Annotated in this window: 21 protein-coding genes and 4 pseudogenes; 12 read left to right on the top strand and 13 right to left on the bottom strand. The window is 73.7% G+C overall.

The window, feature by feature from the left end:
* Positions 1–7: 7 nt before the first annotated feature.
* Positions 8–526 carry a DUF3152 domain-containing protein gene (locus O1G21_RS06445; RefSeq protein ID WP_270141547.1) on the bottom strand — a complete coding sequence of 173 codons (519 nt, stop codon included), beginning with the start codon at positions 524–526 and terminating at the stop codon, positions 8–10.
* Positions 527–699: 173 nt separating this feature from the next.
* Between O1G21_RS06445 and O1G21_RS06440 the strand changes: the two genes are divergently transcribed.
* Positions 700–927 (top strand): heavy-metal-associated domain-containing protein, encoded by a 228-nt coding sequence (locus tag O1G21_RS06440; RefSeq protein WP_270141546.1) that lies wholly within the window; start codon positions 700–702, stop codon positions 925–927.
* Positions 928–979: 52 nt separating this feature from the next.
* On the opposite strand, the gene O1G21_RS06435 is transcribed toward O1G21_RS06440, so the two are convergent.
* Positions 980–1,528 (bottom strand): DinB family protein, encoded by a 549-nt coding sequence (locus O1G21_RS06435; RefSeq protein WP_270141545.1) that lies wholly within the window; start codon positions 1,526–1,528, stop codon positions 980–982.
* A 100-nt stretch (positions 1,529–1,628) separates the two neighbouring features.
* Here O1G21_RS06435 and O1G21_RS06430 point away from each other — a divergent pair, with 100 nt between their 5' ends.
* Complete coding sequence (locus O1G21_RS06430) at positions 1,629–2,588, top strand: helix-turn-helix transcriptional regulator (RefSeq protein WP_270141543.1); 960 nt, start codon at positions 1,629–1,631, stop codon at positions 2,586–2,588.
* 357 nt (positions 2,589–2,945) lie between these two features.
* Here the strand turns inward: O1G21_RS06430 and O1G21_RS06425 are convergent, their stop codons facing one another.
* A complete protein-coding gene (locus tag O1G21_RS06425) occupies positions 2,946–4,280 on the bottom strand; it encodes an aminotransferase-like domain-containing protein (protein ID WP_270141541.1) in 1,335 nt (444 codons plus the stop codon).
* Positions 4,281–4,414: 134 nt separating this feature from the next.
* Between O1G21_RS06425 and O1G21_RS06420 the strand changes: the two genes are divergently transcribed.
* Together O1G21_RS06420 and O1G21_RS06415 are read left to right on the top strand one after the other, a co-directional pair.
* On the top strand, positions 4,415–5,188 hold the full coding sequence (locus tag O1G21_RS06420) for a crotonase/enoyl-CoA hydratase family protein (RefSeq protein WP_270141540.1): 774 nt from the start codon (positions 4,415–4,417) through the stop codon (positions 5,186–5,188).
* Positions 5,189–5,241: 53 nt separating this feature from the next.
* Positions 5,242–6,012, top strand: a complete 771-nt coding sequence (locus O1G21_RS06415; RefSeq protein ID WP_270141539.1) for a GNAT family N-acetyltransferase — start codon at positions 5,242–5,244, stop codon at positions 6,010–6,012.
* A gap of 226 nt (positions 6,013–6,238) precedes the next feature.
* Here the strand turns inward: O1G21_RS06415 and O1G21_RS06410 are convergent, their stop codons facing one another.
* Positions 6,239–7,192: a LysR family transcriptional regulator gene (locus tag O1G21_RS06410; RefSeq protein WP_270141538.1), complete on the bottom strand. Its 954-nt coding sequence runs from the start codon at positions 7,190–7,192 to the stop codon at positions 6,239–6,241.
* 265 nt (positions 7,193–7,457) lie between these two features.
* On the opposite strand from O1G21_RS06410, the gene O1G21_RS06405 reads away from it, so the two are divergent.
* Both O1G21_RS06405 and O1G21_RS06400 read left to right on the top strand, forming a co-directional pair.
* A complete protein-coding gene (locus O1G21_RS06405) occupies positions 7,458–7,988 on the top strand; it encodes an SRPBCC family protein (RefSeq protein ID WP_270141537.1) in 531 nt (176 codons plus the stop codon).
* Between the two features lie 6 nt (positions 7,989–7,994).
* Positions 7,995–8,717, top strand: a complete 723-nt coding sequence (locus O1G21_RS06400; RefSeq protein WP_270141535.1) for a maleylpyruvate isomerase family mycothiol-dependent enzyme — start codon at positions 7,995–7,997, stop codon at positions 8,715–8,717.
* A 168-nt stretch (positions 8,718–8,885) separates the two neighbouring features.
* Here O1G21_RS06400 and O1G21_RS06395 read toward each other — a convergent pair whose 3' ends face one another.
* Positions 8,886–9,344 carry a MarR family winged helix-turn-helix transcriptional regulator gene (locus tag O1G21_RS06395; protein WP_270141533.1) on the bottom strand — a complete coding sequence of 153 codons (459 nt, stop codon included), beginning with the start codon at positions 9,342–9,344 and terminating at the stop codon, positions 8,886–8,888.
* A gap of 105 nt (positions 9,345–9,449) precedes the next feature.
* Complete coding sequence (locus O1G21_RS06390; RefSeq protein ID WP_270141531.1) at positions 9,450–9,932, bottom strand: MarR family winged helix-turn-helix transcriptional regulator; 483 nt, start codon at positions 9,930–9,932, stop codon at positions 9,450–9,452.
* 43 nt (positions 9,933–9,975) lie between these two features.
* Between O1G21_RS06390 and O1G21_RS06385 the strand changes: the two genes are divergently transcribed.
* On the top strand, positions 9,976–10,974 hold the full coding sequence (locus O1G21_RS06385) for an alpha/beta hydrolase (protein WP_270141529.1): 999 nt from the start codon (positions 9,976–9,978) through the stop codon (positions 10,972–10,974).
* Positions 10,975–11,046: 72 nt separating this feature from the next.
* Here the strand turns inward: O1G21_RS06385 and O1G21_RS06380 are convergent, their stop codons facing one another.
* Entirely contained in the window at positions 11,047–12,249 is a 1,203-nt protein-coding gene (locus tag O1G21_RS06380) for an MFS transporter (protein WP_456319222.1), read from the bottom strand.
* A 408-nt stretch (positions 12,250–12,657) separates the two neighbouring features.
* Between O1G21_RS06380 and murJ the strand changes: the two genes are divergently transcribed.
* The 4 genes and pseudogenes from murJ to O1G21_RS06360 all read left to right on the top strand — a co-directional run.
* Complete coding sequence (gene murJ, locus O1G21_RS06375) at positions 12,658–14,337, top strand: murein biosynthesis integral membrane protein MurJ (protein ID WP_270141527.1); 1,680 nt, start codon at positions 12,658–12,660, stop codon at positions 14,335–14,337.
* Between the two features lie 127 nt (positions 14,338–14,464).
* A pseudogene (locus O1G21_RS06370) lies at positions 14,465–14,572 on the top strand (hypothetical protein); the annotation flags it as partial.
* A 155-nt stretch (positions 14,573–14,727) separates the two neighbouring features.
* Positions 14,728–15,078: pseudogene (locus O1G21_RS06365) on the top strand (zinc ribbon domain-containing protein); the annotation flags it as partial.
* A gap of 13 nt (positions 15,079–15,091) precedes the next feature.
* A pseudogene (locus tag O1G21_RS06360) lies at positions 15,092–15,614 on the top strand (enoyl-[acyl-carrier-protein] reductase FabV); the annotation flags it as partial.
* 102 nt (positions 15,615–15,716) lie between these two features.
* Here O1G21_RS06360 and O1G21_RS06355 read toward each other — a convergent pair.
* The 5 genes and pseudogenes from O1G21_RS06355 to O1G21_RS06335 form a co-directional block, all read right to left on the bottom strand.
* Complete coding sequence (locus O1G21_RS06355) at positions 15,717–17,102, bottom strand: erythromycin esterase family protein (protein WP_270141525.1); 1,386 nt, start codon at positions 17,100–17,102, stop codon at positions 15,717–15,719.
* Between the two features lie 215 nt (positions 17,103–17,317).
* Positions 17,318–18,112: pseudogene (locus O1G21_RS06350) on the bottom strand (amidohydrolase family protein); the annotation flags it as partial.
* A 110-nt stretch (positions 18,113–18,222) separates the two neighbouring features.
* On the bottom strand, positions 18,223–18,447 hold the full coding sequence (locus O1G21_RS06345) for a hypothetical protein (RefSeq protein ID WP_270151497.1): 225 nt from the start codon (positions 18,445–18,447) through the stop codon (positions 18,223–18,225).
* A gap of 267 nt (positions 18,448–18,714) precedes the next feature.
* Positions 18,715–18,978: a hypothetical protein gene (locus tag O1G21_RS06340; protein ID WP_270141523.1), complete on the bottom strand. Its 264-nt coding sequence runs from the start codon at positions 18,976–18,978 to the stop codon at positions 18,715–18,717.
* Positions 18,979–19,167: 189 nt separating this feature from the next.
* Positions 19,168–20,142, bottom strand: coding sequence for a methyltransferase domain-containing protein (locus O1G21_RS06335; protein WP_270141521.1), 975 nt, complete (start codon positions 20,140–20,142; stop codon positions 19,168–19,170).
* 644 nt (positions 20,143–20,786) lie between these two features.
* Here O1G21_RS06335 and O1G21_RS06330 point away from each other — a divergent pair.
* Positions 20,787–21,464: a DUF6461 domain-containing protein gene (locus O1G21_RS06330; protein WP_270141519.1), complete on the top strand. Its 678-nt coding sequence runs from the start codon at positions 20,787–20,789 to the stop codon at positions 21,462–21,464.
* Between the two features lie 318 nt (positions 21,465–21,782).
* Here O1G21_RS06330 and O1G21_RS06325 read toward each other — a convergent pair whose 3' ends face one another.
* On the bottom strand, positions 21,783–22,562 hold the full coding sequence (locus O1G21_RS06325) for an NUDIX domain-containing protein (protein WP_270141517.1): 780 nt from the start codon (positions 22,560–22,562) through the stop codon (positions 21,783–21,785).
* Positions 22,563–22,734: the final 172 nt, after the last annotated feature.

Genomic DNA, 22,734 nt, shown 5'->3' with positions numbered 1-22,734 from the left:
TGCATCATCACCGGCACCGGGGCGCCGGGCCCGGGCAGTCGACGTGGCCGTTGCCCAGGACGTGGCCGACCTCGTGGTTGACCGCGAGCGCGTGGTACAGCTCGGGCCGGCCCTGGTAGTACTCGGACGGCTCCGTCCAGCGTCTGAGGTTGATCACCGCCTGGTGCTGGACGCCGGAGTTCACCCAGCCGCCGGTGTCCGGCCCGTACTGGTCGCAGATCCGGTCGGTGGAACCCGGGGTGGCCAGGTGGACCGTGAAGTCCACCGGGTCGGCGGGGGGCGGTGTGGAACTCCGGGCCAGGGCGAGGAATCGGTCCGGGCCTGCGGCGGCGTGGTGCAGGTCGATCAGCGGCTCTGCGCCCGACTCCCGTACGGTGGTGGCCGGGTAGTCGGTGAGCTGCTCGACCGTGCCGCGCCGCGGGACCTGCTCGGCGGGCGCGGGCGTGGCGGTGACCACCGGGTTCACCCGCACCACCGGACGCAGCGCCGCCGGGGCGCGGGCGATCGACGCGGTGCGTCGGTGCATGGGTGGGCCGGTGCGCCCGGACGGTCCCCGTCGGGCGCGGGGCCCGGCCGGTTCCCGGAACCACTCGATGGTGCCACCCCGGCGGCGTGTCCCTGGGCGCGGCGGCTGGATTCCGCTGTTGTGGTGCAGATCGACCGGCCGATCATCCCCGACACGCCATTGGAGGCACCGCCATGTCCATCACCACCACCATCACCACCGTCCTCACCGTCGACGGCATGAGCTGTGGCCACTGCGAGCGGACCGTCAGCGCCGGGCTGGCCGCCCTTCCCGGCGTCACCGACGTCGTCGCGGACGCGCCGAGCGGCAGGGTCACCGTGGCCTCCGCCCGGCCGCTGGAGCCGGCGGCGGTCCGCAGCGCGGTGGACGGGGCCGGGTTCACCCTCGTCGACCAGGCCTGAGCCCCCGGGGGCCTGCCGGCTTCCGAGCGAGCAGGCAGGCCCCCGGCTGGGCTCAGCCCATGCTCTTCGCGCCGTCCAGGGACTCGCGGATGATGTCGGCGTGGCCCGCGTGCTGGGCCGTCTCGGCGACGATGTGCAGCAGCACTCGGCGGGCCGACCACTCGGTGTCCGGCTCGAACCAGGGGGCCTTCGGCAGCGCCCGGGTCGCGTTCAGGTCGGGCAGGGTGGCCACCAACTCATCGGTGCGGCGGGCGACTTCGGCGTACTCGGCGAGGACACCGGCCAGCGTCTCGCCGGGCAGCAGGCGGAACTCGTCGGCCCGGCGGGCGAAATCGGCCTCGGACCAGGTGGAGAAGTCGGGCATCGCGGACGCCCCCTCCACGATGAAGTTCGCCCACAGCCGCTCGACCCCGGTCACGTGCTTGACCAGACCGCCCAGGCACAGCTCGCTCGCGGTGGTCCGCCGGCCGGCCTGCTCGTCGGTGAGGTCGCGGGTGGTGAAGCGCAGGAAGTGCCGCTGCTTCTCCAGTGCCACCAGGAGGTCGGCGCGCTCGCCGGTGACGGGGGCGGGGGTGGTGGCGGGGGTGGTGGACGTGGTCATGGCCTTGGGCCTTCCGTTCGGTCGGTGCTCCTTCGGACAACGACCACGCTACGGGCCATTGCGGCCACTTCCTGTCCTGAATCCAGGACAGGATCGGGGCATGGCGAACACCAGCACCCGAACGCTGCGACTGCTCTCCCTGCTCCAGACCCACCGCTACTGGCCCGGCGAGGAACTCGCCGACCGGCTCGGCGTCTCCGTCCGCACCCTGCGCCGCGACATCGACCGGCTGCGCGAACTCGGCTACCCCGTCGAGGCCCAGCGCGGCGTCGACGGCGGCTACCAACTGGCGGCGGGCGCGGCGCTGCCGCCGCTGGTCATCGACGACGAGGAGGCGGTCGCTCTCGCGGTCGGGCTGCAGGCGGCCGCCGAGAGCCCGGTCGAGGGCGTCGCCGAGGCCTCCGTACGGGTACTGGCCAAGGTCGTGCACGTGATGCCCGCCCGGCTGCGCCGCCGGGTCGAGGCGCTGCGCGCGGTCACCGTCCCCGTCGACTGGGGCGCCTCCGCCGGCTCCGGCGTCGACCCGGACGCCCTCACGACGGTCGCCCTCGCCTGCCGGGACGGCGAGCGGCTCCGCTTCTCGTACACCGCCGCCACCGCCCACCGCACCGAACGGCACGTCGAACCGCACCGGCTGGTCTGCCTCGACCGGCGCTGGTACCTGGTCGCGTACGACCTCGAGCGCGGCGACTGGCGCACCTTCCGCCTCGACCGCCTCACCACCGCCGGGGCAACCGGCGCCCGCTTCGCCCCGCGCCCCCTCCCGGCCGCCGACGCCGCCGAGTACGTCCGCGCGGGCCTCGACTCCGGACCCCGGTCGAACCGTGTAGAGGCCCTCGTCGAGGCCCCGGCGGAGCGCGTCCGCGCCCACGTCGGCCGCTGGGGCGAGGTGGAGGAGGTCGACGCCTCCCGTTGCCGCCTGCGGATGACCGCCGACTCCCTGGACTGGCCCGCCATGGCCCTGGGCTCCCTGGGCGCGGACTTCCAGGTCGTCCACCCACCCGAACTCCGCGACCTGATGGCCGAGTGGTCCACCCGCTTCGCCCGCGCAACGGAGTAGGAAGTCGACCCGGCCGACTTCCCACTCCAACTGCGACGCCACATGGCCGCGTTGGCCTCGCGGCTGACACGTCTTTGGCCTGGCGGGGCCGCCCATGGGCGGCCTGGCCGACTTTTCGTGCGGGGGATGCGGATCGGCCGACTTCCTGGGCCGTCGGTGCCGGTGCCGGTGCCGGTGCCGGTGGTGCTGTGGGGCGGGGTGATCTTGTCTGACGGGCTGCGCGCAGGAAGTCGGCCTGGTCGACTTTTGGTGCGGTGGGGTGGTGGCGCGGGCTGTGCTCGTCAGCTGAGGGAGTCGCTGACGGTGGAGTGGGAAGTCGGCCCGGTCGACTTCTGGTGTGGGCGGGGTTGTGGGGTGTCAGGGGGCGATGGACTCGATGGTGCTGCGGAGGCGGTGGAGGGCGGCGGGGAGTTCGGAGAGCGGGGGTGTGGCGAGGGCGAGGCGGATGGCGTTGGGGTGGTGGGGGGTGGTGGCGAAGGCGTCGGCGGTGGAGATGAGGATGCCCTCGGCGGCGAGGAGGGCGGCGACCTGGTCGGGGCGTTGGTGGGGTTCCAGGGTGAGCCACTGGATGTAGGAGGTGGGGTGGGCGGTGATGGTGAGGCCGGCCAGGGCGGTGCGGGCGAGGTGTTGCCTGGCGGCGGCGTCGGTGCGGCGCTGCTGTTCGAGGCGGGTGACGGTGCCGTCGGCGAGCCAGCCGGTGGCGAGGGCGGTGGTGAGGCCGGGGGCGCCCCAGGCGGCCGCGCGCAGGTGGGTGGTGGCGGCGCGCAGGTGGCGGTCGGGGAGGACGGCGAAGCCGAACCGCAGGCCGGGGGCCACGTTCTTGGACAGGCCGGCGACGTAGCAGGTGCGGTCGGGGGCGAGGGCGTGCAGCGGTGGCGGCGGTGCGGTCTCCAGGAAGGCGTAGGTGCCGTCCTCGATCAGGGTGCAGTCGTGCTCGGCGGCGACGGCGGCGAGCCGCTCGCGCCGAGGTCGGTCCAGGACCCAGCCGAGCGGGTTGTGGACGGTCGGGATGGTGTAGACGGCGCGGACCGGCCGGGTGCGGCAGAGCCGGTCGAGCGCGTCGAGGTCCGGGCCGGCCGGGGTGGCCGGGACGGGGGTGAGGTCGAGTCCGTGGGCGGCGGCGAGCAGCTTGATGCCCGGGTAGCTGAGCGCGTCGACGGCCAGCACGTCGCCGGGGCGGGTGAGGGTGCGCAGGACGCAGTCCAGCGCCTGCTGCGCACCGCTGGCGAGCAGGACGTTCTCCGGCGCGGTGTCGACCCCGCGGTCCAGCAGGTACCGGGCCACCACCGCCCGGTCGTGCCGGTGGCCGCCGGGCGGGTGCTGGCGCAGCAGGGCCTCGGCGTCGCCGGAGGAGGCGAGTGCGCGCAGGGCCTGGCGCAGCAGGTCGCGCTGCTCGGGGGCGAGCGGCTGGTTGAAGGACAGCTCGGCGACCCGGGGTACCGGGAGGGTGCGGGAGGGTTCGATGCCGTCGTAGTCGGAGCGGACCCGGACGAAGGTGCCCCGGCCCTGCTCGCCCACCACCAGCCCGGCGGCGCCCAGTTCGGCGTACACCCGGGTGGCCGTGGCGAGGGCGATGCGGCGGTCGCGGGCGAGGGCGCGGTGGGTCGGCAGCCGGGTGCCGGCCGGGAGGGCGCCGGAGCGGATCGCGGCCGCGTACTCGTCGACGATGGCCTTGTAGGAGGGCGATCGCATGGGTGGTGGCCTGCCGTTTCGTGGTCCGGCGCGGGGGTTCCCCGGAGCGTATCCAGGACAATAACTGGATTGTCCTGGATCGCCTTTCCTAGCCTCGCTCGGGTAGGGACCGAGGCGAAAGGGAGCAGCCGGCCATGACCGTCCGCAGCGAGCGGGACCAGTACGTCGTCACCCTCACCATCGACCGGGAGAAGAAGCTCAACGCTCTCGACTATCCGACGATCGACGCGCTGCTCGCCGAACTCGACCGGATCGACGCCGACGACACCGTCCGCGCCGTCATCCTGACCGGCGCCGGGCAGCGGGCGTTCAGCGCGGGCGCGGACGTCCCGTCCCTGGCGGCCAGCATCGCCGGCGGGCCCGAGCGGGCGCTGCGCGAGTTCGTCCGGCGCGGGCACACCCTGACCCGGCGGATCGAGGAGTTCCCCAAGCCGGTCATCGTCGCGGTCAACGGGCTGGCGTACGGCGGTGGTTGTGAGATCACCGAGGCGGCTCCGCTGGCGATCGCGGCCGAGCACGCGACCTTCGCCAAGCCGGAGATCTCGCTCGGCTTCCCGCCGCCCTTCGGCGGCTCGCAGCGGCTGCCGCGGCACGTGGGCCGCAAGCGCGGGCTGGAGCTGATCCTGACCGGTGACCCGATCCCGGCTGCCCGGGCGGCCGAGCTGGGCCTGGTCAACTCGGTCGTCCCGGTCGGCGAACTCCTGGAGGAGGCAAGGAACTTGGCCGAACGCATCATCCGGCACGCGCCGACCGCGGTGGCGGCCTGCCTGCGGGCCGTCACCCGGGGGATCAACCTGCCGATCGACGAGGGCCTCGCGGTCGAGGCGGCCGCCTTCGCCGCCACCGTGCCGACGGACGGCGTACGGGACGGGATCCGACGGTTCCTCGACCGCCGGCAGGCCCGCTGACCTCCGCCTGGAATTCGCTTGGCCGGAGCGGATTCGGGGCGGATCATGGTGGGATGTCCGATCTGCTTGAGCGCGTGAGCGCCTTCCGTGCCGCCTTCGCCCGCCGCCATGCGGCCGAGATCGTCGAACTGCCGGAGTTTCCCGGGCTCTTCGCGGTCCGGAACGCGCAGTACGTGCTCTCTCACGAGCACAACCAGCTGATCGTCACCGGGCCGGGCACCGATCCGGCGGCGCTGCCCGGTCTGGCGGCACGCTGGCTCGGGCAGCGCCGGCAGTACGCGATCACCGTGCTGGACGAGGAGTGGGGCGAGCGGGCCACCCCGGTGCTGGCCGAGGCCGGGTACGAGCGGAGCACCGTCCTCGTCATGGTCCGCGACACGGCGGGTTGCGCGCTGCCCGAGCCGGCCGCCCTGCCGACGGAGTTCGCCGCCATGCGGGAGGCCGTCCTGCACCAGGAGTCGGAGTGGTACGAGGGCGAGGAGCTCATCCGGCAGCTCACCGACCGCCGGCCGACCCGGCTGCGCGGCGCCGAGCGGGTGCACTTCCTGGCCGCCCGGACGGCGGACGGCGAGGTCGCGGCCTGGGTCGACCTCTACCTCGAACCGGCCGCCGGGCTGGCCCAGGTGGAGGACCTGGTCACCGCCGCCCGGCACCGCGGGGCGGGCCACGGCGACACCCTGCTCGGCAGCGGCCTGGCGCTGGCGGCGGCCGCCGGGATCCCGCGGCTCTTCCTCCTCGCGGACGCGGACGGCTGGCCGCGCGAGTGGTATGCGCGGCGGGGCTTCACCGAGATCGGCCGCAGCCACTCCTTCCACTCGGCCTGACCGGGGTCCATTCGCCGCACGCTCCGGCCGGCGGACGGGCGGAAGGGTGGAAGGGCGGACGGGCGGACGGGTGGAAGGGTGGAAGGGCGGACGGGATCGACCTCGCCCAGTGGCTGAACGGGCCGTCTGGGAGCCGGTTTTGTGGAACCTGCGGTCCCATCGGTCGGAGCTGCTGCGGCAGTTGCGGTGCGCGCTGCTGGTCGAGGTGGGCGTGGGCCGGCCCCGCTCAGGCGGCGGGTGCGGGCGCGGGTGCGGGTGCGGGTGCGGGGGCGGGGGCGGCCGACGGTGCCGTCGCAGGGCCGCAGTGGGTGGCGACGGTGTCCGCGAAGGCGCGGGCGAGCGGGCCCAGGGTGGCCCATTCGCGGGCGGCCCAGCCGACGGTGAGGCCGGGCAGGTCGGGCAGCGGGACCAGCCGCAGGCCCGGGTGGCCGGGGCCCTGCCACTCGGGGAGGGCGGGTACGACGGCGTGGCCGAGGCCGAGTTCGGCCAGCAGGATCGCGGTGTCCCAGTCCGTGACGCTGGTGTCGAAGACCGGTCGGATGCCCGACTTGCCCAGCCAGTCGTCGAGTTGGGAGCGGGACACCGAGTTCTGCGGCAGTCCGATGAGCGGGGCGTCCTGCAGGTCGGCGGGTTCGATGCGCGCCCGGGCGGCGAGCGGGTCGCCGGCCGCCACGGCGAGGACCCAGGGCAGGGCGGCGACCGGCCGCTGCTCGATGCCCCGGACCGGGGTGCCGAGGGTGATCCAGGCCAGGTCGACGTGGCCGGCGGTGAGCGCCTCCAGGCAGTTGCGGCTGGAGACGCCGGTCTGGAACTCCAGGTTGACCTGCGGGAACCGCTCGCGGAAGTCCACCACGGCCGCGGACATGAAGTGGCGGATGCTGGTGGCGCCGGTGGTGATCCGCACCGACCCGCCCTCGCCGCGGGCGAGTTCGGCGATGGTCCGCAGCGCGTGGTCGATGCCGCCCAGACCGTTGGCCACCGCGGTCTGCAGATGGCGTCCGGCCTGGGTGGGCACCACGCCGCGCGGGTGCCGCTCGATCAGGGTGAGGCCCAGCTCGCGTTCCAGCCGCTTCACGTGCTGGCTGACGGCGGACTGGCTGCAGGCCAGGTCGCGGGCGACGGCGCTGAGCGAGCCGGCCCGGCACACGGCGGCGAAGACGCGGAGGTCGTCGAGGGTCACGAGCGCCCAGGGTACCGCCGGCTCCGAGTCCGTACCCGAGGGGGCCGACCCAAGGCCGAGCTTGGGGGTTTCCCAGGAAATCGGTGGATTGACTTGGATGTTCGGCTGGATCGATCATCGATGGCAGGGCCCGCGAGAAGGGCGGCAACCCGTCCGCTGTCTTCGCGCGTTCCGGACGCTCAGGCGGGGGCACGGCGGGTGCCGACCCGTACGGACGAGTACACCCCGAGGGTGTGAGTACGTCAGGCAATGGAGGGGGAGCGGTATGCGGTACGCCGATGGTCCGGGCACGCAGTGCGAGGTGTTCGTCCAGGCGCCGGTGGAGCGCGTCTGGGCGCTGGTGGCCGACATCGGCCTGCCCGCCCGGCTCAGCCCGGAGCTCCAGCGGGTCGCCTGGCTGGACGGCGCGGACGGCCCCGCCCTGGGCGCGCGCTTCGAGGGGCACAACGCCCGGCCGAACATGCGTGACTGGCGGACGGTCTCCGAGGTGGTGGAACTGGCCGAGCACCGCGCCTTCGCCTGGGCCGTCATGGATGCGGACGGCCGGTTCGGCGACCCGGTGTCGGAGGTGGCCGGCTCGCTGGCCCGGTGGCGCTTCGACCTGATCCCCGAGGACGGCGGCACCCGGCTGCGCCAGTCGGTGGTGATCGGCCCGGGGCGCAGCGGCGTCATCCTGGCCATCGAGGCCCGCCCGGAGGCCGAGGAGAAGATCGTCGACTTTCGCCTGGGGGAGCTGCGGACCGGGATGACGGCCACCCTGGAGGGCGTCAAGTCGCTCGCCGAGGCCGAGAGTTAGGGAACGGTGGAGTTCGAGGAGCTGTTGGCGGAGGTCCGGGCTTCAGCGGCGCGCCTCGGTGCCGACGTGGAGTCGCTGACCGACTGGCAGGCCCGCGAGCCGTCGCGGCTGCCCGGCTGGAGCCGGGGCCATGTGCTCACCCACCTCGCCCGCAGCGCCGACGCCTACCGCTGGATGCTCGCCCTGGCCCGTACCGGCACCGCGCCGGGGCCGCGGGCCGACGCCGCCGAGCTGGCACGGCAGTTGGAGGAGGGCGCGGGGCGCGGCGCCGGTGCGCTGGTGGCGGACCTGCGGGACAGCCTGGACGGCCTGCTGTGGGACGCGGCGGAGCTGCCCGCCGAGCGCCGGACGGTGCTGGTGCCCGCGCTGGCGGGCTGGCGGCACCCGGCCTGGTACCTCCTGTGGCGGGCCTGGCGGGAGCTCGAGGTGCACGGCGTCGACCTGAACACCGGCCGTACGTCGGCAGGTTGGCCGGACGGCTTCGTGCTGACCGCCCTCGCGGAGACGGCCGCGACGCTGGGGGCGCGCGAGGTACCGCTCGCCCGGGTCGAGGCGGAGGACCTCGGCCGGGGCTGGGCGGTCGGCGGGTCGGGGCCTGTGGTGAGCGGCTCCGGGCACGAGATGCTCGCCTGGTTCACCGGGCGCGGCCCGGTGGCGGGGCTGCGCGCGGACGGGCCGCTGCCGGTGCTGCCGGCCTGGCCGTTGCCGCCGGTGCCGGGCTGGGCGTAGGAGCGAGAGCCCGGCGGGGCGTAGGAGCGCGGACGGTGAGGGCGAGCTCCTGCCGCGCGAACTCGTCGTCCGCGCGGGCCGGGTGGTCGCCCGCGACGGCGGGCTCACCGCCTGACCCACACCTGCGCGCCTGCCCGACCGACGGGCGGGCGGGGCGGCGGCGGGTGCTCAGTGGTGCCAGGCCCGCCCGCCCGTGTTGTGGATGAACCGCTGCAGGACCTTCAGCGTGGTCAGGTACTCCTCGTCCGAGATGCCCGCATGGCGCTCGGCCCACAGCTCGCCCTGGAGTGCGGCGGTCTTCTCGAAGAAGGCCCGTCCCTCGGCGGTCAGTTCGAGCAGGCCCCCGGCGGACTCGGTGACCCAGCCGTGCTCGACGGTCGCGTCGATCTCGGCGTTCAGGGCCTCCTGGCCGGTGTCGAGGTAGTCGCGCAGCACGGCGCAGACGTCGTCGCGGGTCCTCGGCTCCTCGGTCCGGCCGAGCTGGGCGAGCACCCACCACTGCGGCTGCGTGGTGCCGACCTCGGCCAGCGCGCCGCGGGTGCGGCTGACGACGGCCTTGTAGGCCGCCCAACTCCAATAGCCGATGGGCTGCTTGATCAGTTCGGGGTCGCTGTGCGAGTACTCCACGGCCGGGCCCTCCGCTTCTCGTCGATCACTACGGTGCGACCGATGCTAGGGGTTCAAGTCGACTTGAGGTCAAGTCCCGGCTTGCACTGCGGGACTTGGGGCCGATCAGCCGGTGGGTGTGCCGATCCGGTCGCGTTCCAGGGCGGAGCGCAGGGCTGCGAAGGTCCGGGCGGCTGCCGAGAGCGAGGCGGCGCCGAGGGTGCCCGTGAGGAGTTCGGTCAGGGTGTCGGTGAAGGTCCGCTGCGCCTCCCCGACGAGCCGGGTGCCGTCGGCGGTCAGGGCGAGCAGCGAGGACCGGCGGTCGGACGGGTTCGGCCGGCGGGCGGCCCACCCCTGCTTCTCCAGGCGGTCGATGCCCTTGCTGGTCGCTCCGACGCCGATGGCGAACTCGGCGGCGATGTCCGCGACCCGGCATCCGGGGTGGCGGCGCAGGTAGTCGAGGAACTCGTATTGCGAGGTGACGATGCCGTGCCGTTCGCGGAGGCGGTCGTTGAGGGCGTTGTACAGGCGGGTCTCGCACCTGACCAAGTCGGCGAACAGGCCGGGGAGTCCGGCTGCGAGGCCGACCCCGTTCGATGTATCTTCCACGGCATATAGTGTACGGGAAGCTACTTGCGGCAGGAGTGTGCCCATGAGCAGGGAACAGCGCATCCGGATCGACGGAATCCTGCGCCAGCTGGGACCGACCGGGCCCCGGACGGTCGAGGAGATCCGGGCCGGGTTCAGGGAGGTGATGGCCGGAATGATCGTGCCCCACAGCCGCATCCGGACCGCCGCCGCGACCCTCGGCGGCCGACCCGCCCTGCGCGTCGAGCCGAAGGCCGGGCCGGACGCGGCAGCGGAGGCAGGACCGGGTGCGGCGGCGGGGGCCGGGCCGGACGCGGCAGCGGAGGACGGCCCGGGCGCCGGGACGATCCTGTACTTCCACGGCGGTGCCTGGGTCTTCGGCTCGCCCGAGACCGCCCTCTCGCTGACCGGGAACCTGGTGGCCAGGACCGGCTTCGGGGCGTACTCGCTGGACTACCGGCTCGCCCCCGAACACCCCTTCCCGGCCGCGATCGAGGACACCCTGAGCGCCTACCGCGCCCTGCTCGACCGCGGCGAGGACCCCTCCACCATCGTCTTCGCCGGGGACTCCGCCGGCGGTGGCCTCGCCGTCACCACCTGCCTCGCCGCCCGGGACGCGGGCCTCCCGCTGCCCGCCGCCCTGCTGGCCTTCTCCCCGGGCCTCGACGCGACCCGGAGCGGCGAGAGCATGACGACCAAGGAGGGCATCGACCCGATCTTCACCCGCGCGGCCCTCGAACACACCGGAGCCATGTACCTCGCCGGAGCCGACCCGCACCAGCCGCTGCTCAGCCCGGCCATCCACGCCGACCTCATCGGCTTCCCCCCGATGCTGATCCAGGTCGGCGGCAACGAGGTACTGCTGGACGACTCCACCCGCCTGGCCGCGCGGGCGAGCGCCGCGGGCGTGGACGTCGTCCTGGACGTCACCGCCGATGCGCCGCACGTGTTCCAGGCGTTCGCCGGCGTCCTCGACGAGGCGGACGAGGCGCTGGACCGTGCCGCCCTCTTCCTGCGTCAGCGGATCCGGGCCGGGCGGGCGGCGCGGGCGGCGGTCGAGTAGGCGCACCCGGCTGCGGTGGCTGCGGTGGCTGCGGTGGCCGCGATGGTCGGGGTGGCCGTCGCGGTCGAAGGGTCAGGCCTCGGTGCTCGCCCGGCGCAGCAGGTAGGCGCCGGAAGCGGCGGCGAGCGCGGCCATGCAGGCGGCGAAGACCAGGCCGGCGTGCGCCAGGCCGAGCGGACCGGTGAGCAGGCCGACGCCGATGACGGGGATCGAGATGCCGAAGTAGGCGACCACGAACAGCGCCGAGAGGGCGCCGCCGCGGTGCTCCGCCGGGCTCGCGGCGGCGACCTCGCCCACCGCGCCGCGCAGCCCCATGCCCTGACCGGTGCCGCCCACCAGTGCGGCGAGGACCAGCAGCAGCAGGACGGCCCAGGCGAGCGAGCACGCCAGCAGCGCCAGTCCGGCGATCAGCACCAGGCAGCCCAGCGGGATCGCCCGGGCGCTGCCCAGCCGGGGGACGAGCAGCTGCCCGAAGGTGGACGCGAAGAAGGCCGCGAACACGACGAGGCCCACGACGGCGCGGTTGTGGACGTCCAGGCCCTGGGCGAGGAAGGCCGGGCTGACCGAGGTGAACAGGCCCAGCAGGGAGAACCCGGCGAAGGCGGCGATCCCGGCGGGCACGAACACCCGGCGCACTTCCGGCGGCAGTTCGGGCCGGTTGGGCCGGGCGGTGCGCAGCGGGCGGGCGTCGACGACCGTCTCCGGCAGCAGCAGGACGAGCCCGAAGGACACGGCGAGCAGCGCCAGGTGGACGGCGAACGGCAGCACCAGGGGCTTCGGCGCGTACTGGGCGAGCAGGCCCGACAGCAGCGGTCCGCAGCCGAGGCCGCCCATGTTGGCCGCGATCGCGACGAAGTTCGCGCGGCCCTCGTGCCGGGATGGGGCGAGCTCCAGGACGTACGCGGTCGCGGTGCCGGTGAACAGACCCGCCGACAGGCCGGACAGCAGCCGACCGAGACAGAGCAGCGGCACGCTGTCCGCGGCCAGGAAGACGACGGCGCTGCAGGCCGCGCAGACCAGCCCGCAGAGCAGTACGGGGCGGCGGCCGACGGAGTCGGAGATGTTGCCGACCAGCAGCAGGACGCCGATGACGGCGAAGGCGTAGACCGCGAACACGACCGTCACGGTCAGCTCGGAGAAGCCGATCCGTTCCTGGTACAGCCCGTACAGCGGGGTCGGCAGGGTGGTGCCGGCCATGCAGACGGCGAAGGCGAAGGCTGCCAGGAGGTAGCCCGTCCGGGCGACGGCGGGGCGTACGGTCCGATGATCGGTCACCGGTCCACGATAGGTGCGCCACCCGTCCGGGCCACGGCGCACCGGCAGGTGCTGGGCCGACCGGTCGTACCCCGAGCAGTGCGCGTGGGGCGCGAGCTGACGGACCGCCATTCCGGTCGGCTCGCGCCGAAGGGCGCCGGGGATCGGGCTCGCAGGCCCTGACCGGCCAGCAGGTCGGCGGCGCGGGAGGTCTGCTCGTACAGGACGTGCTGTCCGGTGCGGGTGCGGATGATCAACGACACCTCCCGGGGTGAGTGGCCGGCCGCCCCGGCGGTCGGTGTCCAGAGTTCTCGAAGCCGATCGAAGCCGATCGAAGCCGATCGAAGCACGAGTCGGGGACGGCCCGCATCCACCGGGGATTCCCGAACTCGCCACGGGCGGGTGAGCGTTGGGACGTAGTGTGGGTCCATGATCGAGGAGACATCGCCCGGAACGTCAGAGCGGTCGACGGCGGGGCGCAGGAGGCATGCCGCCCCCAGGCGGGCCGCGGCCGGTGGTGTGCTGCGGTCGTCCGCGCTGATGGCCGCCGGGACCATGGTCTCGCGCGCCACCGGACTGATCCGCCAGGTGCTGCAGGCCGCGGCACTGGGCACCGGGCTGCTGGCCACCACCTACAACCAGGCCAACACGGTGCCCACCAGTCTGTACTTCCTGCTGATCGGCGGCGCGCTGAACTCCGTCCTGGTCCCCCAACTGGTCCGGGCCCGGGCGCAGGACCCCGACGGCGGGGCCGGCTTCGAACAGCGCCTGGTCACGCTCGTGCTGTGCGTCCTGGGCGTCGGCAGCGCGCTGGCCACCTGGGCCGCGCCCGAGATCATCCGCATCTACCAGCAGGACACGCCCGACACCCACGACGCGTTCCGGCTGACCGTGGTCTTCGCCCGCTTCCTGCTCCCGCAGATCTTCTTCTACGGCGTGTTCAGCATCTTCGGACAGATCCTCAACGCCCGGAACCGCTTCGGGGCGGTGATGTGGATCCCGGTCCTGAACAACCTCGTGCTGATCACCATGTTCGGCCTCTACCTCGGCCTGGTGACCGTCCCGGAGAACGTCGCGGACATCACCGACGCCCAGGTCCGGCTGCTCGGCATCGGAACCACCACCGCCCTGGCCCTGCAGGCACTCGCCCTGATCCCGTACGCCCACGCCGCCGGCTTCCGGCTGCGACCGCGCTTCGACTGGCGGGGCGCCGGCCTGCGCGGCAGCGTGAGCGCGGCGCGCTGGACCCTGTTGTTCGTCCTGGCCAACCTGGTGGCGAACACCGTGGTCACCCGCCTGGCCTCCGCCGCGGACGCCGCCCTGCCCGACGACGGGGTCGGCTACACCGCCTACAGCTACGCCCAGCAGATCTGGATGCTCCCCCAGTCGATCGTCACCGTCTCCCTGGTCACCGCGCTGCTCCCGCGGATGAGCCGGGCGGTGGCCGAGCACCGTGTCGACGGGCTGCGCGCCGACCTCTCCCGCGCGCTCCGGGTCAGCGGCGTCGTCATCGTCCCGGCGGCGTTCTTCTTCGCCGCCTTCGGCCCGCGGATCGCCCGACTGCTGTTCGCCCACGGAGCCGCCGACGCCGCGGCCACCGTCCCCCTGGGTCACATGCTGCAGGCCTTCGGCCTGGGGCTGATCCCGTTCTCCGCCCAGTACCTCCTGCTGCGCGGCTTCTACGCCTTCGAGGACACCCGCACGCCGTTCCGCATGGCGCTGTGGATCAGCGGCACCAACATCGCCCTGGCCGTGGCCTGCCACCTGCTGCTCTCCCCCCGGTGGGCGGTCACCGGAATGGCCGCCGCCTACGCCCTGTCCTACGCCGTCGGCCTGCTGCTCACGGCCCTGCGGCTCAGGCGGCGCACCGGGGGCCTGCTCGACGGCCGCCGGATCTGCCGCGCCTACGCCAAGTTGACCGCGGCCGCCACCGGCGCGGGAACCGCCGGCTGGCTCATCGCCCGCGTCTGCGGCCACGGCCCGGCACCGGCCTCCTGGACACCGGCCATCTCGCTGGCCGCGGGCGGCGTCGCGATGGCCCTGCTGTTCCTCCTGTTCGCCCGGCTGCTGCGGGTCGGGGAACTGCGCAGCCTGCCGGGGCTGGGCTGACCCGGCTGCCCGGTGCCGTCCGGCTCGGCCGGAAGTGGTGGAACGCACCAAGATCGACTCGAGATCTGGAACTGCCGGAGGGGGGAAACCGGCGGAGGGCGAACCGGCGGAGGTCGAACCGGCGGAGGGGGCCGGGCCGGTGGCACTGATCATCGGCTCCTCGGCCGGATACGGCCTGGCGGCCACCGTCGCCGGGCTCAAGCGCGCCGGGATCCGCGGCATCGCGGTCTGCTACCGGGTCTGATCGCAGTGCCCCGGGCTTCAGCCCGGTGGTGAAGCGATTCTGAGTCCTGCTCTGAGCTGCGCTGACGCACCCTCCCGCGCTGTTGTCAGTGCCCGAGTCACGACCACCGGAACCTGGGTATCAGCATCAATGTCAGTGCCGCGTGATTGCACGATGCCGGATGGTCGGCGTTCGTGAGCATGCTGGAGTACAAGGCCGTGAAGTACGGCCGGACCCTGATCAGGATCGGCCGGTTCGAGCCGACCTCTCAAGTGTGCTCCAACTGCGGTGTCAAGGACGGTCCCAAGCCCCTGCCCGTCCGTGTCTGGCAGTGCCGGGCATGCGGCGTTCGGCTGGACCGGGACGTCAACGCGGCCGTCAACGTCGCCCAGGCCGCCGGACTGGCGGTGACAGCCTGTCGAGTGCGGGTAAGACCGGGACCCGTCCCGGCACAGCGCGGAGAAGCAGGAACCCACCGAGACGGTCAGAAGACCGTGGTAGGAATCCCCGGGCTCTAGCCCGGGGAGCGGAAGTCAAATCGGTTCGCCGCTGACCGCGGCCATCTACCGGCAGGGCGCCATCGGCGCGGCCAAGGTCCACCTGGAGGCCACCGCCCGAACGCTGGACGAGCGGCTCCGCAAGTCGGTGGGCGGGCGGGCCGTGACCTCCGTCAACGGTGCCGCCGTCACCCAGTCCTCCACCGCCGTTCCCGGCGTCGCCCGGTACACCGGCCTGCTGCGCGGTGTCCTGGGGGGAGGACATGGTCCCGCCGGTGCGTCAGCTCGCCGCCCTGTGGGACCAGCTCACCGCTGCCGCCCCGTTCGCCCCGGACGACGAGGGCCGGATCCGCCTGGACACCTGGGAGCTCACCGACGACGTCCAGGCGGCCGTCGCCGAACGCTGGGAGCGCGCCACGACCGACACCATCGCCGGTCTCGCCGACCTCGACTGGTTCCGCGCCGAGGCCCAGCGCCTGTACGGGCTCTCCGTGCCGGGCGTCGACTACACCGCCGCGGTGGCCACCGACGTTCCCTGGCCCGCTCCCGGCTGCTGATCACGGGCTTGGGCTCGCTGCCGCTCCTCGAAGTGGGCGACGGCGGAGCCGACCTGGGTGAGAGAGACGGGAGGTGGGTGGTGCGAGGGATGGCCATGGCCGTCAGAGCTTCTCGGCCGCGCGGACCCGGTGGAGGTGGACGAGCACGTCGTAGCGGGCGCCGAGGGCGAGGGTGGGCAGCGGGTCGCGGCTGAAGGTGGTCCCGGCGTCGTAGGTCGGGTGGGCCGCGTCCAGCCAGGCGCGGGCCGCGGGCGGGGCCTGGCGCAGGTCGAGGTAGTAGTCGCGGGGGCGGACCCGGTCCAGGAGGTACTCGTTCATGCCGAGGGTCGCCGGGGGCACGGTGGTGCTCCGCCAGTCGTCGGTGAACGGGTCGGTCGCAGTGAGGAAGGAACCGCCGCCGAAGGTGAAGCCGATGCTGACGTAGTCGGCGCCGAGCGCGGCGCGCAGGTGGACGCCCTCCGTCGTGGGGTGGAGCGCCGGGTCGCTCGAGCGGTAGCCGACGTGGCCGTTGTGCGCCGAGAGCAGGACCCTGCCGCCGAGGCGGCGCTGCCACCACAGGGTGTTGTCGGCCATCGCCCGGTCGCGGAGCTCCTGAGCGGCGGTGACGCAGGGGCCGTCGCCGGTCCGCAGGGAGGCGAAGGCGAAGGTCCGGGCGATGTTCCGGGCGTGCTGGACGGCCCACTCGTACTGCTCGTCGCCGTCCCGCCCGGTGGCGGTGACCAGCTCCAGCGCCTGCTGCGCCAGGTCCGCGTTGCGCTGCCGCTCGGGGAGCGGGATCCGGCTCAGGTAGCCGATGGAGTCGTCGAACGACCGCAGGCCGGCGTACAGTTGCTCAACGCTCGACAGCGAGGCGGGGGCGGCCTTCCGTACGTACCCGGTGACCTCGGCGAAGGGCTGCTCGCCGATCCCGGGGAAGCCGAGGTCGGTGCCCACGAAGTGCACCGGGCGCTGCGGATGGCTGCGGTTGTACGCGCGCATCCAGTCGATGAGGTCGGCGAACTCCCTTCGCTGCCACGGCGATCCGGCCAGGGTGCGGCGGACCAGCTGCCGGGCGGTGCCGTCGCCCTGGCCTTGCACGTAAGCGTCGATCAGCAGGCCGGCCGACCAACTGGCCTCCAGGGCGAAGGTGGTGAAGCCCTTCTCCTCGACCAGGTAGCGGAACACCCGGTGCTTCATGGTGAAGAACTCGTGCGAGCCGTGGGTGGCTTCGCCGAGGCCGACCACCCGGGCGTCGCCGACCATCGCGCCCAGCGCCCGCAGTCCCGCGGTCGGGGCGTCGGGGTCGGTGGACCGCAGGGGGTGGGCGATCCGGTCCAGCTCCTCGGTCACGGCCAGGGTCTGCGGCACCGTCCGTTGGTGCCCGGTGGCGGCGACCGGAGCTGCCGCAGCGGTGGCCGGGGTGAGCAGGGCGGCGGTGCCGGTGATCGCGCTGCCGGTGGTGGCCGTCAGCAGGGTCCGCCGCTCGATCGGCTTCCGGGTCACGGTCATGGTGGCTGCTCCTCGGCTCGTCGGTTCAACTCGTCCGGCTGGATGGGCCGGTGAGAGAATCCTCGGCCGAGGAGGGGGTGGGACGCGCTGGGGCGGGCCGCCAGGTTTCCCGGGGGGCTTCCCCACCCGCCCCGGGTCCTTGGGGGAACCGGGAGGGTTCCCCTGGGGCCACCTGGACGGCTGGGCGAACTGGTGGTAGCGGGCAGTGTCGGAAACCTCCCGCCCCGGCCCTGCGGTTCGACCAGGGCGCGCAGCCCGTCCTGGCCCATGCCGGGCTGGCACCAGGGGGCGACCCGCAGCCGCACCGGCAGTTCGCCGGCCTCGTCGAGCTCGGCGTAGAGGTCGAGGCCGTCGCCGCCCGCGTCCATCGCGTGGCCGCCCGTGAGGCCGCTCGCGGCCATCGCGCGCAGGGCGGCGGCCAGGCGCTCGCGGCGCTCGGTGCGGGTGGGCTGCGTGCGCTCGACCAGTTCGCAGGCCGCGTTCTCGAGCAGCAGGCCGGTCGGGCGGCCGTCGGCGTCGCGGACCACCTCGGCGGCCTGGGCGAAGGTGCGCGGGCCGTCGACGCCGGCCAACTCCAGGGCGAGCGGGCTGGCGGGCATGGAGTGGGCGTCGAACAGCTGGAGCAGCGCCGGGACGCCGTCCAGCACGGGGGCGAGGGCGGCGGCCTCGACCGGGCGGTCACCGAAGACGTTCGGGTCCAGGCCCCAGGCGTGCAGCCAGGCGCCCGGCGCGAGGGCCTTGACCCCGACGGCGAGGGAGGGCGGCACGGACGGACGCCAGGTCGGTGCAGCCGGAGAGGTCCAGGCCGTGGGTGAGCTCGGCACCGGTGACCGGGTGCAGGCGGCCATCGACCAGGCCCGGAGTGACCACGGCTCCCTTGAGGTCGATCACCGTCGTTGCGGGGCGGCGAGTTCGCGGATCGTCCGGTCGTCGCCGAGGGCGGCGATCCGGCCGTCGACCACCGCGAGCTCGGTCTGCGAGAGGAGGCCGCCGGATGCGGGGTCGAGCAGGCGGGCGGAGAGGAGGACGAGGAGGTGCGCACTTCGACTCCAGCGGTGGGGCGGGGTGGAGGAGTTGGGTGGTGGGGGAGCGGGGCTATGGAAGGCCGGGTGTTGGGGGCTCAGGACTGTTGGGTGGGGGTGAGGGAGCCCTCCGGAAGGCCGAGTTCGCGTTCGGCGGTGGTGGCGATGAGCCGGGCGACGGCCGGCGGGTGGTTGGCCAGGCCGGGGTTGGCGTGGGAGGCGAGGCCCTCGATCACCGCCAGGATCCCGACGGCCGTCAGCTCGGGGTCCTCGGTGCGGAACTCGCCCCGCTCGACGCCCTGATGCGGCGGGTGGTCCCGCACCGTAGCGCCTGACGCTGGGGGCGGTCGGGCGCTGCGCAGGAGGTCGGCGGGTCCGACTTCCTGCGTCGGCGGTTGCGGGTGGTGGGGCGGTTGGGGGGAGTTTGGGGCGGTGGCGACGGTGGGCGTGCGGTCGGTGCGGCGGCGTTCGATCCGGATGGTCCGGCGGGCGGCGGGGAACAGCAGGTTCCTGACGGCGGCGACCTAGATGCGGCTGGTCTCGGATCGTCCGTGGCTGGTCTGCGGGATGTCCTTCCAAGGCAGGGGTGTTCAGCTGTCGGCGCAGGTGTTCCGGTGCTTCTGGTTGCCCTTGACGATCACGATGTAGCGGGCCTTGCGGTCCGGGAGGTAGCCGGCGTGCTCGCGCTGGGTGTGCAGGACATCGGCGGTGATCACCGTCTCGGCCGGGTCGGCGACGGTGTCCAGCAGGGGCTGCAAGCAGGTGATTCCGGGCATCAGCCGCCGCCCGGGCAGCAGGGGATCGCGACGGATACCGAGGCGTTCGAGCACGCAGGTGGGGCGTCGGCGATCCACTCGCCGACCGTCGGAGCACGGCGGCCGAGGCGTGGTGCACTCCGCGCGGGTCACGTGGGTCGGGCGTTTCGGCCGGTCGCTCCCGCAGCCCCGGGATCTTCTCGGGGCGGGTTCGGGCTGTTCGCGGAGTTGGTCAAGAGCAGCCGGGATCGGGGGTGGTGCGTCGGCAGGAACGGTCTTGCGCTCGGATCACGGGGCGTCGAGAACTCCATGATCTTCGAAGCCCGTGTGCGGGCTGGCCACAGCGGCCGGTGACGCGCGGCGCGCACCTGCGCGAGCTGCCGGAGGGTGCTCGGCTGGACGGCGTCCCCAGGCCGAGATCAGCGGCGCGAGTGTCAGGTCGAGTTCGCCCGCGTGGATGGCGGCCAGGTGCGCGTCGATCTCGGCGTCGTCGGCCAGGCCGGCCGCGAGCAGCTCGCCGCGCACATGCCTGATGGTCGCCGCCTCCAACTGGTCGCAGGCCAGCCCGCCGACCGGGAAAGACCCTGCCGCGGCGACATCCACCAAGCCGGCCTCACGCAATGCCGCCGGCAGTGTCCGGCCGTAGCGCAGGTCCGCGCCGCGGCGCATCAGCAGCTCCCGGACCGCGTCGCGCAGCCGGTTGGCCCGCCGCTGCGCGGGGCCGGTGTCGTCCAGGCACGCCAGTGGCTGCAGAGCGGTATCGGCGTCCTCGACCAGCAGCCAGCCGCCGGGCCGTAGCGCTGCCGCCATCGTGGCCAACGCGCGGGCCCGGTCGGGTACATGGACCAGCACGAGCCGGGCGTGCACCAGATCGAACGTCCCCGGCTCCGGGGGCGGATCGGCCGCGACGTCGTGCTGGCGCACCTCGTACCCGTCGCCTGCCTTCAGCCACGACGGGTTGATGTCCGTGGCCAGCACGTGCCCGGTCGGACCGACGGCCGCCGCGAGCGCCTCCGGGATACTGCGGCCACCGGCGCCCACTTCCCAGCAGCGCGAGCCAGCCCTGACCCCAAGTCGATCGAAGTGCCCGCGCGTCACACCGTCGAACAGCTCGGCCAGCCAAACGAATCGCTCGCCCGCCTCGGCGCGCGCGTTGTCCAGCAGGTACCCGCGGGCGGAAGCGGACTCTCCGCCGAGCGCAGTGGTCCCGCCTGTCGGATCCGGTCGGCCATCGATGTGCGGCGGGTGGGGCGAGGAGGTCATGACTACATGGTCAACCTTTCCGGGCCGCCAGCGCCACAGCGCTGGGAGAGGGATGCCTCACACAGCCGGCGAACTCCGTACGTCCTACCGCACGGTTCTGCACCGTGACGCGCCTTTCCGTGTTGACGGTCGTGGGTGTGGGGGGCGTGGGAGGTCGGTGGGTTCGACTTCGTGGTCTGGTTCCGGCGGGGCGATCTGGCTTGCTGGGTGGGGATCGGGTGGGTGCGGCCGTTCGTGACGGGGCGTGCTGTGTCGTAGTGCCTGGGGCCGGGGTGGTTGGGCGGTGCGTGGGAAGCCGGAGGGGCCGACATCCTGTGTGATCCGGGCCGGCGGAGGGCGGTGTGGCGGGTCGCTTGGGCGGCGCGGTGAGGTGGGGCCTTGACGGGTGGTTGGCTTTGGGCGGGCAAGAGCAGGGGCAGCTGAAGGTGTAGCCCGATTGCTGATGGTGAGGAGGCCAGGCACGGTCTGGTTGCCGGTTGCCGCCGCATGGGGGCTCCGGTAGGCGAACGGTGGTGCGGCACAGCTGAGTTGCTCTTCCGAACCGGTTTTTCGCCTGGCCGTTCGGCGGTGTGTCGGTGATCTCGGTTAGGGTGCGGACCGGCTGCGCCTGGCCATCGCAGGGCCGGCGCGAGGGGAGGGGCGTCATGATCGGCGTCATGGGTGACGGTTCGCGCGGGGCCGAGGAGCGGGGCGGTGAGGGCATCCAGTGGCTGGCGGACGCGAGTGGGGAAGTGGGCGGCGTGGTGTTCGCGCGGGGGATCCCGCCCGAGGAACTCGCCCGCCGGATGGGGGCCGACCCGGCAGCTGCTAGCGGGCCGATCAGCGGGACGGAGATCTGGGACCTGGACATCGAGGTCTACCGCCCCGGTGACGACGGCGACGGCGTGATCCGGGTCGGTGAGGCGGACGGCTGGTCCTTCGCGATCGAGTACGGGGACTCCACCGGCGGGGAACTGCTCACCGAGATAGCGCGCGGCGGCGTCGAGGTGGTCCACTTCCGGCCGATGCCGGAGCAGCCGCCGGCCCTGCTCGACTACGCCCGGGACGGCGCCGTGCTGTGCGGCTTCGGCCTGGGGGAGGAGCGCTGGCGCTGGGGGCGGGAGCCCGACCTGCTCGTTCCGGAGCTGGTCGCGGCGAACGTCCTGGAGGCCGATGGTGTCACCCGCTGCGCTTCCGGGGGCGCGCCGTACGCGGGCGTCCGTCGGCGGACCCTCGGCGCGGTCGGGCGGCGGTTCGGGCTGCGGCTGCCCCGGGCGGTGCTGGGTGAACTGCGGCTGCCGGCGTACGTGGTGCGCGGCCGGCCGGGGCTGGAACCGCGCTGAGCGGAGCGGGGGCAGGACGGGGACGACGGGCACGCGGACGATGGTGGCGGTCATGGCAGGGCTCCTTCCCGGGCCCCTCCGGCGGGGCCCCGATGACCGTCATCCTCGCGCGCTGTGGACCGCGCGCACATGTGCCGATCGGGAGGTTCCGACCAGCGGATTTCCCCGGGAGGGGTGCTGATCGGCCAGTTCGGCGGCGGTAGGAAGAGTTCCTGGAGCGGCTCGACCCCGTAGTGCGGGCCGTCGCGCAGCAGCGCGAGGACGCAGTACCACCCGAACCAGGGGCCGACGAGGTCCTGCGGGCGGTTCCCGGCCCCGCTACTCCTCCCGACGCGACGGGCGCCAGCGCGTCAGGTGTTGGGCGAGGACGGCGCCCGGGTCCTCGGTGGTGTCGCGCAGCGCGACCATGGCGGCGGTGATCACGTCGCACAGCTCGCCCTGCAGATCGGCCATGGTGTGGCTGACGCCCTTCCGGGGATTGGCACCGAGCACGCCGAGCAGGGCCTCGGCGACCTCCCCGGCCTCCTCCTGGATCTTCACCACCTGCAGGTGCAGCAGCGACAGTCCGAGGCGCGCCCGGTGCTCGGAGAGGTGGCGGTGGATGTCGTCGACCACCGCCCAGTCCGGCGTCCGACCGGCCGCCAGCCGGTCCGCCAGTTGGCGCAGGTCGCCCTTGAGCGCGGGTGGCAGCTTCATCCGCTGGGCCTCGGCGAACGGGACCAGCCGCAGCTCCTGCCCCTCCCCGAGGACCAGCTCGGCCGGGTCGACGTCCACCAGTGCGTGGAAGGCACGCCGCCGGGTGGCGTGGGGGTCGGTCCCGGCCGGCACCGGGTGGAAGGGGCGCAGGCCGGGCACGTGCAGCCCGGTCTCCTCGCGCAGTTCGCGCACGGCGGTCTGGTGCGGCGTCTCGCCGGGCTCGCGGTGTCCGCCGGGGACCACCCAGTGGGCGGGCCACCGGATGTCCGGCCGGTCGTCGCGCAGTTGGAGCAGCACCTCCTGCCGGCTGGTGGTGATGAAGACGTCCACGCTGTCGAAATCGTCGTCGGTGCTCAAGCTGTCGGTGCTCAGGTTGTCGGTGTTCAAGCTGTCGGTGCTCAAGGTGTCCTCCGTCGTATTCATGTCCACGCCACTGCAGGTAGCAGGCGGTAAGGCTGCCACCCGGTGGGCCGGTTGAACCCTCACCCGGTCGGCCGGTGGCAGTCCGTTCGGCGCACTCCCCCCGTCCGGGGATTCCGACGGGCGCCGTCGGCCAGTGGCCCCTAGGGTCTGT

The organism is Kitasatospora cathayae (genome assembly GCF_027627435.1).
Lineage (GTDB): Bacteria > Actinomycetota > Actinomycetes > Streptomycetales > Streptomycetaceae > Kitasatospora > Kitasatospora cathayae.
Note: the sequence above shows the minus strand (reverse complement) of the source record. Positions and strands in the feature narration are given on the sequence as shown.